This is a genomic window from Bacillus salacetis, from assembly GCF_003581585.1.
Classification (GTDB): Bacteria; Bacillota; Bacilli; order Bacillales; family Bacillaceae_B; genus Rossellomorea; species Rossellomorea salacetis.
The window spans coordinates 127,873-143,845 of record NZ_QXIR01000004.1; the positions used below are offsets into that span (position 1 = coordinate 127,873).

The following is a 15,973-nucleotide window of genomic DNA, read 5'->3' on the forward strand; positions in this document are numbered from 1 at the left end:
ATACCATTGAACCTAACGAATGGAGAATACCTTGTTGAGATAAATGGAATTCAGCATTGGGTCAAGATAGAGGGCAGCGAACAAGAAACGACTCCGCTGGTCATCCTTCATGGTGGTCCAGGCGGAAATCATTATGTCTTTGAAAGGACGGCCGGGCCATTATTATCTAAATCCCGGACTCTTGTATATTATGAACAGCGCGGTTGCGGGAGGTCAGGTTTCCCGGTATCAGAAAATGACTATTCGATCGAGCTTCTGGTAAAGGACTTTATTGAAATCATGAAATGGTTGAAGGTGGAAAGGGTGGATTTGCTGGGGTATTCATTCGGCGGGGAACTGGCACTCGAAATTGCCTATGCTCACCCGGAATCAATCAATGAAATCATCCTTTCAGGCCCAAGTTTAATGGACTTAGATATTCACAAAGTAGTTCAGATAGCAGGTTTTTTAACAGTTGCCAACTCCCTGTTTGCAGTGAAGGGACTAGAAATCCTTGGGGTGGAAGAATTATACAAGCGCGTTTGGGAGCTTGCCAGCACAGAAATGGTGGATGCCCTGTTATTTGAAAACCAGGAGATCGCCCGGAAGAACCGGCAGTGGTGGGAAGAGAGCAAATTAAGGAATACGGGGTTACTTGCCAAGGGATTGCAAACAAATCCTGTGACAACGCCTTTAGTCTCCCGTCTTAAAGGTATTTGTAATCCCGTATTGATCATTACGGGAATCTTTGACAGAAACACAGGTATTCCCGTGTCCAAAATCATTCATGGAAATCTGCCTGACAGCCGGATGGTTACTTTTGACAGAAGTGCCCATTTTCCCGACCTTGAGGAAACGGATAAATTTGTGGAAGTCATTAATGGATTTCTCATCAAACGTGTTTCAAATATTAATCCGGCAGAGGGACATCAAATACAATGAATAAGACGGCAATTATGAACATAGAAGACAGCCAGGCAGTCCAGGGTTTCCACTTATGAAGCATCAGGATTGAAAAAGTGGCCAAATTGAATAAGAGGGACCAGAGAAGCGACCATCCATGATGGTGTTTAATGCTATCACCCAGGTAGGCGACGATCTCAACACACTCAAAGAGGAGAGCCCATAGAATGATCCAGAAGATTCTATGAAGCATTGATTTGGGCATACGGCCAAGGAAGATCACAATGGCAAAAGGGTAGGCAAGGAAGGCAATACCGGTTGCGATGAGTGTATGGGTGGGGAGGATGAAGCGGTCAATCCAAACAGGCTTGAATTCCCAGACACGGTAATCAGATAGAAGGGATTCGTATAGAAGGTCCCCGATTATCCAGAAGAGCAGGGTTGGGTAGTAGTCTTTCCAGTTCTTCCAGTCCCCGAAAATCAAGCCCAAAATGATGAAAAAGAGTAAAAATGATGTCTGCATATGAATCCATCCCTAAATGTCGTATGCCATATAGTATGCACTAACCAACATGGATTATTTTTTATTTGTCCATTCTCTACAGCCTGAAAGTTACCCCTTTGTTTGTAAATAATGACATCAACGCAAGCATTTTTCATACACTATTTTTGAGGTGAGAAAAATGCCAAGAGTTAAATACAGAGATGCAGATGTGGCGTTGATGGCGAGGATGATGAGGGCGGAAGCCGAAGGTGAAGGAAAGCAAGGGATGCTGTATGTTGGTAACGTTATCGTGAATCGTGCAGTGGCCGATTGTTTGGATTTCAAGGATGTGCGGACAATCAATGATGTCATTTTTCAGGTGCAGGGAGGGAATTATTCCTTCGAAGCTGTACAGAAAGGGAATCTTTTTTATAACAGGGCGAGGTCCGTAGAGAAAAGATTAGCGAAGCAGAATTTGGATTATTGGAGACAGCACCCGGGCAAATATGCTCTCTGGTATTTCAATCCCTACGCACCGTGCCCTCCAACATGGTACGGCCAGCCATTTGCTGGACAGTTTAAGAATCATTGTTACTATGAGCCGGCAGCCGGAACCTGTGCAAGTGTTTATACATGAAGCAACACAGCGATACAATCCATACATTTTCACAAGGAACCTTCCAGGCTGATGGGGGTTCTTTTTTTCATCTCATTGAGTAAATTTTGCTGCTATAAATTAAAATTTCAAGGAAGAAAAGGACTGCTTACCTTTATTCGAGAGAAAAAAGTAGAGGGGAATCCCGGCTCTTGATTTCTTTCCGTATACAACACTTTAAAAATTCGGTTTAATAAACAAATGGATGGGGAGCTTTTTTTCTGAAAACAAACTTACACTGGAATGGCCAGGCAAAAGTGGATGGTAAACCGGCTGGTTATGCTGTACTCTAGGAGTTGAACGGTTGATCAACAGTAAATTATGAACAGGAGAGAAAAAATGACTATATATATTGAAAAATTAGTGAAGCCAACTCAAGCTATTGCGGAGTCTTTTAACCGCTGGGAAAATGATCCTGCCCTCATACCTCTCATACGTCCAAGCCAGAGTATAGAGGAGTTAAATCGAAGGCAGGAAGTCACTGTTGAAGAATTGACGAAAAGGCTGGAGAATCACAAATATTTTTTAATTTATTTGGATGACTTGCTGGTTGGTGAAATGAACTACATGGTCGATCCCGGCCATCTTTTTAAAAAAGAAGAAGGGACTGCGTGGATGGGTATCACGATCGGCGAAGCAGAAGGACGCGGAAAAGGGGTCGGCTATCTGGCTGTAGAACATTTGGCGAATCAGGCACGGAATGAAGGGCTGAAGCGGGTAGAGCTTGGAGTATTTGAATTTAATGAACAGGCATTTAGGTTATATGAAAAATCAGGCTTTAAGAAAATAGGTGTCGTGAGGGACTTTACGTATTGGCAGGGGCGTATGTGGAATGACATCCGCATGGAGAAATATTTGTGAAAAGGGAGAGGGATGGAACACATGAAAATCAATCTTGTGCTTTTCCTTGCATCCAATCATGAAGCAGGCAAAATGGAAACGTTGATGAAAACATTCGAGTCCGATTTCCGCCCTGTAAAAGGGGACATTCTTGATGATCCAGGGTTTGATCCGGATTACCACAATGGCTACGAAGTGGTGAAAGTCACAATCGATTACTCACAGGACTTATGCTGGGTATCATTGACTCCGCTTGCCATCGACCTGGTACACTTAAGTTTTGATACATATATTAAGAAATTGAGAACAAATGGATGGAATACTTTAACGCTTTAACGCAGCCGGGGACAGTCCCCGGTTTTAAAGTCCCCGGTTTTAAATTGAAGGTTTTTGAAACCTTTTGGATTGTTATGTCGTCAAATCCTAAACGAAGTGGAAATAAATTCAAAAGGTGGAAGACTATGAAAAAGAATCTGGTTGGAACGATTGTGACAGCAGCAATCCTAAGTATCCTGGTTTGGGTTGGAAGCATCCTGTTTTTATTCTCCTATAAGGAATGGAGCTTTTTTATCGGTTTTACGCTGACTATCGTCGTTTTCTTCTTCAGCAGCAGCGGCGGCATCACATCACAAATGGCGAACCTGTCTGCGAGCCGTGCCTATGGAAAGGTACAAAAGGACAGCGGACTGAAGGCGAATGTAGGTTTTGTCTTTTACGGAATAGTTTTGTTCACGGTCGTCAGCCTTGTCGTTCAGATCATCACTTATTAATCATTGAAAAGAGAACAAATAAAATGATGCAGTTCTTCAGCAAATATCCCTACATTCACTGAGTGTTTCAGGTATCGGGAACATGAAAGTCCAGAAGAAGTAAAACAAGCCTGTGGAAGAAAAGTGGCCGCTGATTGTTACGAAGAGTACGGGAAGGTGAATGCATTCCTTGAAGCGGCTAATGGTCTTTTCTCTACCCCCTGGAAAGGTCATTTAAGTACCGTCCCTGCTCATGTATTTTGCTGCTTTCGGAAATAACTTAAGATAAAGATTTTCAACCTCTCCCCCTATACCTGGACTTTGGGTGAATTGATTAAAAGCCGTTTTTCGTTTATATTGTTGTGTCCGGAAAAATCTCAGGTGTCGAATTTTTTGACTGTATTCAAAGGTTTTACTCTCGAAAAGGACGAGCAGCTATTTCTTTCCTGCCCACCGGGATTTTCATAATATTTAACAGGATAATAGTTGAAATTTATATGGCATATCAACAAAGTTTACGAAAAGAGCCTGATTAAAAGAGGGTAGTCTAATGGAATTCCTTACTGGAAAATTAATAATGATTGCTTTGTTCATTTTTACTATACATACGATTGAAACCCTGGCTTATGCGGTAAGGCTGTCGGGAGCCAGAGTGAAAATGATAGCATCCGCCTTATCACTCTTTAACATCATGGTCATCGTCTCAAGATTGGCTAATATGATGCAGCAGCCCTATACAGGCAGTCTTATTGATAATGCACCGGAAGAGAATGCACTGGGATTTGTGGAAGGGCAATTCCGGATTCTCATTGGTGCTTCGACAGCAGGGACTGTCCTTGGGGTCATTTTGTTACCCACTTTTATAGCGCTTTTTTCCAGGGCTATCATTCATTTATCCGAGGAAAAAGGTTCTGTACCTTCCTTGATGAAAAGGATATTTTCACTGCAGTACATAAAGCGTGGAATTCAACACTTCAGCCTTCCCAAGTTTTCCTATTTGGAGAATACCAGCGTAAAGGATATCCCAATCAGGCTGTTCTGTGTGAATATGGTCATCACCGCCATTTATACAATCGGGGTCCTGGCTTCTTTATACGCGGCATTGCTTGTTCCCGATCGATCCAATACTGCTGTTATGGCCTCAGGACTTATCAACGGTATTGCGACGATATTACTGGTGATTTTCATTGATCCGAAGTTGTCGGTAATCGCGGACGATGTCGTCAACAAAAGGGGAAGCTACAGCAAGCTGAAAAACATGTCATTGATGATGGTCACTTCCAGATTGCTGGGGACACTACTTGCTCAGCTCCTGTTTGTCTGGGGAGCGAAATACATAGCATGGTCCACTCAATTCATTGTTTAGTTAGATTAAATGAAATGCTATCACTAAATATTCAGAGGTGTATTGAATGGAATCTTCCTGGCAGACTACCATTCTTTCAGCTCTGATTATAACCTTGGTATCCGGATGGGACTATTACATAAAAAACAAGCATATGTTCAAATCCTTATAAAGCAATGAAGAAGGGGAATCCATGAGAGAACATCACGTAAAGTCGATTATAGAAGATGTATGTATGCATTCGTCTCTGGGGGATTTGGTTGCTGAACCAGAGCGAACCAGCGGCGGGCTGTTACATAAAATGTATGAAGTTGAGACAACGACAGGAAAGTATGCTATAAAACTATTAAATCCGCAAATCATGCAGAGGCCGCAGGCATTGATCAATTATATTCAATCAGAAAAGATTGCCCGTTTCTTATCCGCGGAAATACCTGCAGTGAATGCTATTGATGTTAACGGCGAAATTTTACAGAAGGTGGATTCCCAGTATTATCTCATGTTCAACTGGGTTGAAGGAACCACCTTGACACCAACGGAAATTACAAATAGTCATTGTGAAAAAATCGGCGGCATTCTTGCAGCGATTCATGAAGCGAAGGTGTCAGAGCTTGACGTACACTTGGAAAAAAATGTTGAGTTGCCTGAAATTAATTGGGATGAATACTTAAGAAAAGGTGAAGAACAGGAGGCAGAATGGGTGCCTGTCTTGCAGGAAAATAGAGACCAACTCTATGAATGGAATTCACGTGCTGCGGCAGCCGAAAATGTAATATCTTTAAGAGAGGTCATCAGTCACAGGGATTTAGACCCGAAAAATGTTCTATGGCACAAAGACAGCCCCGCCTTGATTGACTGGGAATCAGCTGGCTTAATCAACCCGATTCATGATTTGCTTGATACAGCCATATACTGGTCTGAAAATGATGACGGCGATTTAGAAAAAGGAAGGTTTCTCTCTTTCCTGGAAGGCTATGAAAAGGTTGGCGGCGTAATTAAAGCCGATTGGAGAAGAACAGCAGATTACAGGATGTATGGGACGTTGGCTTGGCTTGAATACAATATGAAACGCTCCTTATGGATGGAATGTACCGACAGAGAGGAACAGGAGCTGCGAACAAAGGAAGTAACAGCTGCCTTAAGCACATTAAAGAAGTATGCACAAATCATTCCGGAACTGTTAATTTGGCTGGATAATGACAGATAGGTGAACGGGGTAAAACAATATTAACCATGATTTTTCCTGCTCATAATGCGTTGATAACCGGACCACAAGAATAATTAATAGTTGGACCGGTGAGGGATGAAAGGGAACAGAAGATCATATGAATACCGGTAAATAAAAGGCTGCGTTCATCGATATTGAATTCAGAAATGGGAGGTGGCCATCTACTGGTGTCGACTTACGCATGGTCCAGGAGACACTTTCATCTTGAGGGACCATTTAATTGAAGCGCTCTGGAGTTCTTATATCGTCAAGACGGAAAGGGCTTATCTTTTATATGAAAAGGCGAGGGCTTTTCAGGAATATAACGGGAGAAACCATGATTGTGCAGTCAGAACCGCAAGCTGCAGCAGGAAGACTTCATCCCCCTGCAGCATCCCGGAGTCCAGCGAGACTAAATCATAACAGCTTCTTTTTTAGCAGGAGTGATATTCACTGTTTTGCTTGGTTCTTCCGCGCTGTCAAGAATAATTGTGACGACCGTTCCCCATTCAACTTTGCTTTTAATAATGAGCTCCCCTCCATAATCCCTGACGAGTTTATGACATATGGTCATCCCGATGCCGGAGCCTTTCTCATCATTCGAATAGTAGGGCTCTCCTATTTTGGAAAGACGGTCTTTGAATATCCCTTTGCCGTTATCAATGATCCTGATTCTGGTTTTTCCTGAGATCTCATCCACCTTTATTCTTACTGTTCCCTTTGGGGGAAGGGCTTCCATGCTGTTCTTTAATATATTGACTATAATATGCTTGAAGTGGAAGGCGGTAAGATGGATACTGCTCTTCCCATCTTGAAAATCAATCAGCTGGATATCCTTATTTTGTTCCAGTGAAATCCCCTCAAATAATACGTTGATTTTGAGGAGTTCATCCATTACGTTCATTCTTTGGACTTCGAGTCCGGGCCTGCTGGAATGCGCTTCTGGTTTGGCGAGTAACAGGATTTCATTCATTACCTTATTGATGCTGTCAATTTCATCAATAAGCAGCTCTTCATATTCCTTCCCCTCAGTTTCTTCCTTTAGAAGCTGGATAAATCCCCGTACAGTTGTCAGTGGGTTTCGGACTTCATGGGCAATGCTGGCAGAGAGTTCCCCTATCACCTTGAATTTCTCTGCTGAAATCATGAATTCCTCATGTTTCTTTTGGCTTGTCAGGTCTATTCCATAATATAAGGTATACATCTCCAGTTTATCGTGGCGAAGATGTTTTTGGCCCCAGTGAATGAAGCGGTGATCCCTGTGCATTGTGGTCACCTTCTGAAGCTGATTGTTTATAAGGGGTAAATGATAAGGGACCTCCATTAAAACAGATATATCCAAGCCTATTAGTTCAGTTCGTGCAGAAGGAAACAATGAAAGGAAGGTGTCATTGATTGATATGATCCTGTCCTTTGAATCTGTCACAATGAGATAATGAGGATTGGTATCCATGATTGCTTCCAGCAGGCTGCTTTGTTTAGATAATTTTAGATTAACTTCACTTAACCGTTTCGACTGCATCTGGTAAAACGCTAAGAAAATAATAATGGCAGCAAGAATCGAATTGAAACTCGAGAAGAATAAGGGAATGACGTTGAATCCGCTGATCAATCCATTAAACAGCAGCAGAAGGGCACCTGCCGCTAACTTTTTATAAAAACTGCTGTAGTATCGATCTTTGGTTTTAAAAGAAATGATCAATAGAAATAAAGTAGTCAAAAACACTAAGCAGATATTGATATAGAAGGTCGGATTTAAAATCCCATAGACTGGCAGGAGATGGGGAGGAGAAAGCAAGCCTTCCGGTATAAATCTATAATCCTTAATGCCTAAGCTTGTAAAATTGACGAGATATACAGTCACACTGAAAATGGAAACGATATATAGGCCGGTTTTATTAAAAAGCTTCTTTAAAGCATCTAGTTCACTGTGCGTGTTTACGAGAAAAAAAGAAAAATAGTATAAGATCGGCATTGTCATTATCGGCCCGATTCTAAACAGCCTGAACCAGCGGTCAATAATGTCCCCGGAAAAATATTGATGTGCATACAGTACTGAAATATCCACTTGCCACAAACAAATCATAAAAATGAAAAAAGATAATGCCTCCGATAACTTGTTTCTTGAGTAAACGAGTAATGATATTGAAACCATCAAAGGTATGGCCGCAATACCTAAAAGCAATATGAAATCCATAAAATCCCCCCCTTAGTTGTAGGACTGCATTGGTGATGACTGCATCAATATTCCCATGAGTTCAATTATTTACCTTTTTCCCGATGGAACTTACTTACTCCTGCCTATGTGGCAACGAGCCACCGGTTGCTGCAAGTGCTTCCTGTATGGATGAACACCTTTTGATTAGGCTCTTTTCGTATACTTTGTTGCTATTCAATATAAATTTCAACTAATATCCTGGTAAATCGTCGTGAAAACCCCTGTGAGCAGGAAAGAAAAGAGCTGCTCGTTCTTTTTCGAGAGTAAAACCTTTGTATACAGGGGGAAAATCCGGCACCTGGGTTTTTTCCGAAAGCAACAATATATGTGAAAACGGCCTTTGATTATGAAACTTGAATGATATCTGAATCGTCTATTCAATGAGAAAATAACCATTGATGACGAATTTCACCCAAAGGAGTGGTACTCTTGGAAGAAGCAGGTCAATGGATGTTTTTGGAGGGATGGACACCGTTCATTTTGATAATTCTTTTCCTGACGGGGGCCATTATCATTATGGCGCGGTTCTCAGAACAAAAACTGCATTATAGTGTTTGTGCCCTATTAGGGGCTGCAGCAATCAGCACTTTCCTATACAGCTATTTGCAGCTCGGGGGGATGAATGCTGGCGCAGGGCTTGCATTTTACTCTGTTGCCGGCATCATAGGTGTTTCCATTGGAACAGCCATTACCCCTTTTGTAAAGACAAGGAAGGAGTGAAAGCCTACATATGAAAGGTAAGAAGAGCGCTAAATGGGATAGAATCCTGCATTGGCTTGTTGGGGCGGCAGTCGCTTTTGCCATGTTTCAATGGAGTGAAACCAATAATGAATTGAAAACGTATGAAGTAAGGCATGTCATTCAATTGAACTACCAATTCAAAGAACTTCACTCCATTTTATTCAGTATGGAAGAAACGCTTGATACATATCAGTTCCCGATAGATGAGGATAAGGAAAACTATTATCAGGATGCTCTGGATAATGACATACAGCGCCTTGATCACCTGGGACATTCAATCCAGCAGCTGAACGATTACCCTGACTTCAGGATTGTCAACCAGAGTTTTGGAGAATTAGAAAACATAGTAAAAGGGTTAAAAGGTTTTCAATATACAGAAGCGGAAAAGAATTCAGCGACTGAGGCACTTTCAAAAACACAAAGTGAGTTATACGCTTTATTAGAAAAAGACGAGTTTACAGTCGAATTGGAAGAGGACAGGGCTGAACTATTGACGATTCTGGACAATTTGGTAAAGAATCTTTCTGTACTGAAAAAATATTAAAAACGAGCTGCAGATCTTGTAAAGGAAATCTGCAGCTTTTTTGTGTCCAATGAATATGGCGTTCTCTATGCAGGCATAGTGAATTATTGGGATACAGCTGCTGTTATGTATGTGAATAACGGTAAGGCAGCTGTTGACCTGCAATAAGCTAGGGATTTGTAGGTGAATTTACGTCCAAGTTGCGACTCTGCTACAACTTGTGTCCGGATTGGTAGGAGAGTTAGAAATTGTAAGCGACTCACCTACAAATAGAGCGGGATACGCAGGTGAGCCGCGAAAACCACGTCATCACACCGAAAAAACAATTTTATCCAATATTCACCCAGTAATCTCAAACTATCCTTTTAACCATTTTTCATTCTCTTCAAACCTATTAAAATCCAGAAAAACCAAAAAAACCAAATATTTATCAAAAATATCGTTTTCCAGCAGAACTTTTTTGCCCTGGAACTCGTCTTTATTAAAGAGAAGATTAAGAGGGGGAAGTTTTGGGTGAAAAAGTACATATTAAAGATTTTGGCAGTAGTGCTGCTCATGGCGCTCATGCCGTGGCTGGCAGAAGAGACATCTGCACAAGGAACACTGGATATTGATGTAGAAGCAGGGATCAATGGAAAAGTGAAAAATGGTGAGCCATTCCCTGTTACATTTACGATTAAAAATAATGGAGAGGATATTTCAGGCGACCTTGTCATATCATCCGCACCTCATTACCATGCCTATGAAAATGTAGTCATACCGGTGGAAATCGCTGCCGGTGCGGAGCAGAAGATACAAGCTTCCCTGCCTGGTTCCAGTGATTATATGGGCAGCGGTCCGATGAATGTCAAAAAAGAAGACCAGATCCGTTTCTATGAAGGCGGCTGGGAAAAAGGCGAAAAGTTAAAAATAACAGGTGATACCAAAATCACTCATGGATTCATCCAGGAAACAAAGCTTGTTCTTGGGGTTTTAAGCGATAATCCTGATCAAATGAACGTGTTGAAGCTGACTTCGTTTCAAGGAGAAACTCCTGAAGTTCTGCCTTTGACACCAGAAACCCTGCCGGCAGACAGTCTTGGCTTTCAAATGTTTGATGCACTGATCATTCATGATTATTCTATGGATCAATTGCCCGGTGAAAAACAGAAGGCTCTTAAACAATGGGTTGAGTTGGGCGGGCACCTGATTATTGGAAGCACGCCTGACTTGCAGCAAAAAATGGGAGAGCTTTCATCTCTAATCCCCATGAAGGTAAATGGAGAAGAAGAGCTTAAGGATTTATCTTTCCTCGATGGATACAGTGAAAAACCATTAGCCATGAAGCAATTAACGCTCATGACAGGGGAAAAAGCAAATGGTACAGATGAACTCATTGCTGAAGGGGGACTGCCTCTCGCGCTTGAGAAAGGGTTTGGATTGGGGAAAGTGACTCAGCTCAGTTACAGCCTTGCTGAAGAACCACTTGCTTCCTGGGAAGGAAACAGCGGCTGGTGGAATAGGATCCTGACAGCGTCCATCGATACACGGGTCCAGCATCCGATGGCTTTTTACGATCAGGTGCAGAACATACTGATGGAAACAACCGAATTGTTTTCATCCTCATTCCTTCCGATTTCGGTCATCATTATCTTATTTGCTGTTTATATCATTCTCCTTGTCCCGGTCCTTTATTTTATCTTAAAGAAGAAAGATAAACGTGAATGGGGTTGGTGGATCATCCCATCCATCGCCATCCTGACGAGCATGGCAATCTTTTTCACAGGAGCTTCAGACCGTTCCGGCGGCGAGAGCATCAATAAGGTGGGAATCGTTTCCGTTGACGAGGAAGGTATCGGGAGCGGACTGCATTTCTCTTCAATGCTCTCAAGCGGAGGAGGAGATTATACAGTCGAGCTGGGCAGTGAAAGCTTCAATCCTGTGCCATTCAATCAGGAATTCGTCGAGCAGCAGAGATACAGTCATTACCCGATGGTCCAGGCGAATGGCGAAAACCCGGAAGTCACATTTACCGGGGTGGAATTCTGGTCAGTCCGTTCACTTGTCAATCATTTCTCGGACGTGAAGACGGGCAGGGTAGAAGGTGAGTTGGCAGCAGATGATACCCTCGTCAGCGGAACAGTGACTAATAATATGGTTCATGACATGAAAGATGTATTCATCCTTGCCGGGGGAAGTGCCTATGAAATAGGCACACTTGCAAAAGGGGAAACCAAGGATATTGAGATTGAGAAAAAATCAACTGCATTGCTGGGGGTTCCGAACAGTGTGACAGCTGGAAGAGCTTTTCCAAAAGCACAAAACTTCATGTATGGAAATGGAATGCAGCAATCACCAGGAAAAGAGTGGAAGAAGTTCAGCCTGCTCAGCTTTGCACTTCAGGAAAAGCTTTATAATGCATCTTTGAATAAGCCGCTGCTTGTCGGTTATTCTGATAAGTCGCTTATCGAAACGAAGGTTAACGGCAAAAAAGCTGATGAAGAGTCAATGAATCTGTTTTTACAGCCTATAACCATTAATACAAATAACAAAGGCGCTTTCTCACTTGACAGCTCCCAATTGGAACCGAAAGTTTCGGTTGTGGAAGGAATGATCCATTACCAGGAATTTGTGGAAGGAAACTTCTTTGTTGATGCAGAACCAGGTACTTATGATCTGGCTTTCCAGCTTCCTGACTCAGTGGTCGATAATCAAGTCAATTATACAAAACTGCTTCTGTCCTTTAAGGAAACTGTATCATCTGACGGCCTTTCAATCATTAAGGCAGAAAGCGGGGAAGCAGAGGAATTGGAAACAGGCGTAAGACAAATCAAAATCGAAGAGAACATCGGGCAATATATCGACAAGGATGGCAGGCTGATTATCAGAGTTGAGAAGCATGGCCAGCAGAATCCTCAGGTTCCGGTTCCGGCAGTAACGATAGAAGGAGACTTTGTACAATGATTGAAATTGTCAATTTAACAAAAAGATACGGCTCATTTACGGCCTTGGACAACTTAAATCTGTCTATAGAAAAAGGGACTGTGTTCGGGGTTGTCGGTCCTAATGGTGCAGGTAAATCGACGACATTTTCCATTTTGGCCACTTTGCTTGCCCCCACAGAAGGTACAGCTTATGTCAACGGCTTTGATGTGACGAAGGATCCGAAGAAGGTTCGGAAGCAAATTGGATATATGCCTGACTTTTTCGGCGTGTACGACCAATTCAAGGCTTCCGAATACCTTGATTTTTACGGAGCGAGCTACGGGCTGTCGGCTGCGGAAAGAAAAGCGCTGATTCCACAGCTGTTGGAACTCGTGAACCTTTCCCATAAGAAAGACTCCTATGTCGACCTGCTGTCCCGCGGGATGAAACAGAGGCTTTGCCTTGCCCGGTGCCTGATTCATGACCCGGAGGTACTCATCCTTGATGAACCCGCTTCAGGCCTGGATCCGCGGGCAAGGATCGAGATGAGGGATATTTTAAAAGAACTGAAAACAATGGGGAAAACGATCTTGATCTCATCCCATATCCTTCCGGAGCTTGCAGAAATATGTGACGAACTGGGAGTCATCGAAAACGGCAATCTGGTTGCGTCCGGGTCTGTTTCGGTTATCCATCAGCAGCTTCAGGCAAACAAAATCCTGAATGTTACGGTAATGAATGAAACCGAAATGGCCGCAGCATTCTTTGAAGATGATCCGCAGGTTGCCGAAGTACTGAGGGATGAAAAGGATTCAAGGACGATACACTTCGCATACTCAGGCACGGATGAGGAACAAGCTGCACTACTTTCAAAGGCTGTACAGGCGGGGCTCCTTATCATCGATTTCAGCCAGAAGAAAACGGATTTGGAAGACATCTTCCTGGAAATCACGAAAGGAGATGAGTAGATGAAGACACTTTTGATCAACCCGGTATTGAATAAAGAAATTAAATTGAGGCTGCGGTCGCTGAAGAGCTTCATGGGCATTCTGTTTTACCTGGCTGCGCTTGGCCTGGTGGCGATCGGCTTCATCTATATTACAATGATGAACAGCCGCAACGGTTATATCCGTCCTGAAGAGAGCCGGATGATGTTCATGGTCCTGTCCATGGTGCAGATGGGATTGATCCTGTTTATGACCCCGGGACTGACTGCCGGTGTCATCAGCGGGGAGAGAGAAAGGCAGACTTTAAGTATGCTGCTGACGACTGAGCAATCTTCTACAAGCATTATTTTAAGCAAGCTTGTATCATCTGTCGCTTTTCTCTTCCTGATGATTTCTTCATCACTTCCGTTATACAGCATTGTCTTTTTATATGGCGGGGTTTCACCGGGCGTCCTGCTTGGTACGTTCGGAATTTATGTTATAACAATCATCACAATCGGCAGCATAGGGATCCTGTTTTCCACCATATTGAAAAAAACGATTGTTTCGATGATTGCCACTTATGGTGTTGCGTTGTTCCTTACAGTAGGGACCGGTTTCATTACAGTTTTTACCATGAGTGCGATTTTGATGGGGAATTCAACGAATCCAGCTCCCTATTTCCTGATCATGAGCAATCCGGCATTCGCTCTTATGACGATATTCCAGCCTGGCCTTCAAGAGGAGTTCGTCATGAGAACCGGAATCGAGTTTCCATTTTGGATCAGTTTCGTCATTACTTTTGCAGTGATTGCTGTAATCTGTTTACTGGTAAGCATCGCCAAACTTCGTCCGCGAATGAGGCCATCCGGCAGGAGAAGAAAGAAAGATGCATGAGCAGAAGCTCTTTCTGTCCTTGCTTTCCTCCCTGCATAGGAAGCTTCAAACAAGGCACTACACTGTCATTTTGACATATGGCCTTTTTGCTGCCGTATCGGGGGCGGCAATCTGGTCGCTTGCGGGCAGATTTTTCGTCATACCATATCTTTTGGAGAAGATATTCATTACGAGCGGAATCCTTTTACTTGGCTTTATTATTTTTGCGGTTCTAACAAGGAAAGGGAAGAAAGAAGCCGCAGGCAGATACGATGAATTTACAGGGGATGATACAGTTTCTACTGCACTTTCCTACCTTGATAAATCTGATGGTATACATGTTCTTCAGCGAAAAGATGCCCTGCAGAAGATGAAGGCATCCAAACGGGAGGTCGACCGGATCAAATCTGTCAACCTCCCGAAGAAGCCTTTCTATATGGCAGTGCTGCTGACTGCCTTCATTTCATTATCGCTGGTTTTTCCAAATACCGTGATGGAAAAGGCGGAAGTGCAGGAAAAAGAAGAAAAAATCATTAAAGAAGCCAAAAAGAAAGCAGAAAAGCTGGCTGAAAAGAAAAAAGAATCTCTTGATGAAGAGTTGAAGAAGGAATTGGAACAGCTGGAAAAGGAGTTAGCCGAAAGCAAGACTGCAGAGGAAGCGCTGCAAAGACTCCTTGAAAAAGAAAGAAAGACGGCACAGTTGAAAAAAGAAGCAGAAACGGCTGAGAAAAAGCTGCAGAGTCTTTCTAAGGACGCCTCCGGTGACAATCTTAATCAATTGTCAAAGGCCCTTAAAGAACTGGATCAGAAAAAACTCCAGGAGGCCATGGAAAAGCTGAAAAATAAGCAGAGCTTGAACAAGAAAGATCTGGCTTCCCTTGAAAAGATGATGAGGGCAGTGGATGGGGAAAAGGCGGACCTGGAGAATGTCAGCCAGGAACAACTGGAAAAGATGCTGGCAGAGCTGGAGAATTCATTAGAAGAAATGATTGCATCAGCTTCCTCTTTATCGCAGGTTGCTTCTGTGCAAAAATCACTGCAGGAGCTGGCGTCTTCGACAAACCAGAACATGGCGCAGGCGGGGCTGGGATCCCCGGGCTCATTGGCCTTCAATAATTCTTCTTCAGGACAAAACAGCCCTGGGCAAAGCGGCAATACAGGCAGCGGTTCCTCTTCACAAGGCCAAAACGGCCAAAATGGACAGAACGGACAGAACGGCCAGAGCGGACAAGGTTCCGGCACCGGCTCGGGATCTGGTTCTGGTTCCGGCACCGGTTCAGGATCGGGGTCCGGTTCAGGTTCAGGATCGGGCTCCGGCTCCGGCAGCGGTGGAACTGGTGCAGGCTTTGGCCAGGGATCAAGGGAACTGGTGACTGTACCGGACCGAATTGGAGGGAAGACCAATCAATCTACTGAAAAAGGACCGCTCGGCCAAGGTTCCGGTGAACAGGAAACAACTGAAAATGGCCCTGCACTTAGGGGTTCAGCAAGACCGTATAGTGAAGTATACGGTGAATATGAACAGGCATACCGGGAAAGTGCAGACCGGATGGAGCTCCCGGGAAGCCTCGAGAACGTTGTCAAGAATTACTTCAGCGAATTGAATCCGGAAGGGGAATAAAT

General features: G+C 43.3%; 15 protein-coding genes. 13 read left to right on the forward strand and 2 right to left on the reverse strand.

The window, feature by feature from the left end:
* The first annotated feature begins 6 nt into the window (after nt 1-6).
* Nucleotides 7-921: an alpha/beta fold hydrolase gene (locus D3H55_RS04870; protein ID WP_240628486.1), complete on the forward strand. Its 915-nt coding sequence runs from the start codon at nt 7-9 to the stop codon at nt 919-921.
* Here the strand turns inward: D3H55_RS04870 and D3H55_RS04875 are convergent.
* Nucleotides 890-1,405 (reverse strand): CBO0543 family protein, encoded by a 516-nt coding sequence (locus tag D3H55_RS04875; RefSeq protein ID WP_119545787.1) that lies wholly within the window; start codon nt 1,403-1,405, stop codon nt 890-892. The two genes, D3H55_RS04870 and D3H55_RS04875, sit on opposite strands and share 32 nt — an antisense overlap.
* A 160-nt stretch (nt 1,406-1,565) precedes the next feature.
* Between D3H55_RS04875 and D3H55_RS04880 the strand changes: the two genes are divergently transcribed.
* The 6 genes from D3H55_RS04880 (at nt 1,566) to D3H55_RS04905 (ending at nt 6,162) form a co-directional block, all read left to right on the forward strand.
* Nucleotides 1,566-2,003 (forward strand): cell wall hydrolase, encoded by a 438-nt coding sequence (locus D3H55_RS04880; RefSeq protein ID WP_119545788.1) that lies wholly within the window; start codon nt 1,566-1,568, stop codon nt 2,001-2,003.
* Between the two features lie 357 nt (nt 2,004-2,360).
* Entirely contained in the window at nt 2,361-2,882 is a 522-nt protein-coding gene (locus D3H55_RS04885) for a GNAT family N-acetyltransferase (RefSeq protein ID WP_119545789.1), read from the forward strand.
* Nucleotides 2,883-2,894: 12 nt separating this feature from the next.
* The gene (locus tag D3H55_RS04890; RefSeq protein ID WP_240628487.1) at nt 2,895-3,197 is read left to right on the forward strand and encodes a hypothetical protein; all 303 of its coding nucleotides are present in this window, start codon (nt 2,895-2,897) and stop codon (nt 3,195-3,197) included.
* Between the two features lie 125 nt (nt 3,198-3,322).
* Nucleotides 3,323-3,631, forward strand: coding sequence for a hypothetical protein (locus D3H55_RS04895; RefSeq protein WP_119545790.1), 309 nt, complete (start codon nt 3,323-3,325; stop codon nt 3,629-3,631).
* A 529-nt stretch (nt 3,632-4,160) separates the two neighbouring features.
* Entirely contained in the window at nt 4,161-4,976 is an 816-nt protein-coding gene (locus D3H55_RS04900; protein ID WP_119545791.1) for a lipid II flippase Amj family protein, read from the forward strand.
* Between the two features lie 172 nt (nt 4,977-5,148).
* Nucleotides 5,149-6,162: a phosphotransferase gene (locus D3H55_RS04905; protein WP_119545792.1), complete on the forward strand. Its 1,014-nt coding sequence runs from the start codon at nt 5,149-5,151 to the stop codon at nt 6,160-6,162.
* A gap of 412 nt (nt 6,163-6,574) precedes the next feature.
* On the opposite strand, the gene D3H55_RS04915 is transcribed toward D3H55_RS04905, so the two are convergent.
* A complete protein-coding gene (locus tag D3H55_RS04915; protein WP_119545794.1) occupies nt 6,575-8,359 on the reverse strand; it encodes an ATP-binding protein in 1,785 nt (594 codons plus the stop codon).
* A gap of 450 nt (nt 8,360-8,809) precedes the next feature.
* Between D3H55_RS04915 and D3H55_RS04920 the strand changes: the two genes are divergently transcribed.
* The 6 genes from D3H55_RS04920 to D3H55_RS04945 all read left to right on the forward strand — a co-directional run bounded on the left by D3H55_RS04920 (nt 8,810) and on the right by D3H55_RS04945 (nt 15,971).
* Entirely contained in the window at nt 8,810-9,100 is a 291-nt protein-coding gene (locus D3H55_RS04920; RefSeq protein WP_119545795.1) for a hypothetical protein, read from the forward strand.
* A 10-nt stretch (nt 9,101-9,110) separates the two neighbouring features.
* Complete coding sequence (locus D3H55_RS04925; protein ID WP_119545796.1) at nt 9,111-9,665, forward strand: hypothetical protein; 555 nt, start codon at nt 9,111-9,113, stop codon at nt 9,663-9,665.
* 492 nt (nt 9,666-10,157) lie between these two features.
* Nucleotides 10,158-12,587, forward strand: a complete 2,430-nt coding sequence (locus D3H55_RS04930) for a DUF8725 domain-containing protein (RefSeq protein WP_119545797.1) — start codon at nt 10,158-10,160, stop codon at nt 12,585-12,587.
* Nucleotides 12,584-13,516 (forward strand): ABC transporter ATP-binding protein, encoded by a 933-nt coding sequence (locus D3H55_RS04935; protein ID WP_119545798.1) that lies wholly within the window; start codon nt 12,584-12,586, stop codon nt 13,514-13,516. The genes D3H55_RS04930 and D3H55_RS04935 overlap by 4 nt, the downstream gene beginning before the upstream one ends.
* Nucleotides 13,517-14,371 (forward strand): ABC transporter permease, encoded by an 855-nt coding sequence (locus D3H55_RS04940; RefSeq protein ID WP_119545799.1) that lies wholly within the window; start codon nt 13,517-13,519, stop codon nt 14,369-14,371.
* Nucleotides 14,364-15,971 (forward strand): DUF8809 domain-containing protein, encoded by a 1,608-nt coding sequence (locus D3H55_RS04945; protein WP_119545800.1) that lies wholly within the window; start codon nt 14,364-14,366, stop codon nt 15,969-15,971. The genes D3H55_RS04940 and D3H55_RS04945 overlap by 8 nt, the downstream gene beginning before the upstream one ends.
* The last annotated feature ends 2 nt before the right edge of the window (nt 15,972-15,973 follow it).

What these genes read in the sequence shown, in the direction of transcription:
- D3H55_RS04900 (WP_119545791.1), top strand. Translation starts at nt 4,161, where the DNA reads ATGGAATTCCTTACTGGAAAATTAATAATGATTGCTTTGTTCATTTTT.
- D3H55_RS04885 (WP_119545789.1), top strand. Translation starts at nt 2,361, where the DNA reads ATGACTATATATATTGAAAAATTAGTGAAGCCAACTCAAGCTATTGCG.
- D3H55_RS04880 (WP_119545788.1), top strand. Translation starts at nt 1,566, where the DNA reads ATGCCAAGAGTTAAATACAGAGATGCAGATGTGGCGTTGATGGCGAGG.
- D3H55_RS04875 (WP_119545787.1), bottom strand. Translation starts at nt 1,405, where the DNA reads ATGCAGACATCATTTTTACTCTTTTTCATCATTTTGGGCTTGATTTTC.
- D3H55_RS04915 (WP_119545794.1), bottom strand. Translation starts at nt 8,359, where the DNA reads ATGGATTTCATATTGCTTTTAGGTATTGCGGCCATACCTTTGATGGTT.
- D3H55_RS04935 (WP_119545798.1), top strand. Translation starts at nt 12,584, where the DNA reads ATGATTGAAATTGTCAATTTAACAAAAAGATACGGCTCATTTACGGCC.
- D3H55_RS04895 (WP_119545790.1), top strand. Translation starts at nt 3,323, where the DNA reads ATGAAAAAGAATCTGGTTGGAACGATTGTGACAGCAGCAATCCTAAGT.
- D3H55_RS04925 (WP_119545796.1), top strand. Translation starts at nt 9,111, where the DNA reads ATGAAAGGTAAGAAGAGCGCTAAATGGGATAGAATCCTGCATTGGCTT.
- D3H55_RS04945 (WP_119545800.1), top strand. Translation starts at nt 14,364, where the DNA reads ATGCATGAGCAGAAGCTCTTTCTGTCCTTGCTTTCCTCCCTGCATAGG.
- D3H55_RS04890 (WP_240628487.1), top strand. Translation starts at nt 2,895, where the DNA reads ATGGAACACATGAAAATCAATCTTGTGCTTTTCCTTGCATCCAATCAT.
- D3H55_RS04940 (WP_119545799.1), top strand. Translation starts at nt 13,517, where the DNA reads ATGAAGACACTTTTGATCAACCCGGTATTGAATAAAGAAATTAAATTG.
- D3H55_RS04905 (WP_119545792.1), top strand. Translation starts at nt 5,149, where the DNA reads ATGAGAGAACATCACGTAAAGTCGATTATAGAAGATGTATGTATGCAT.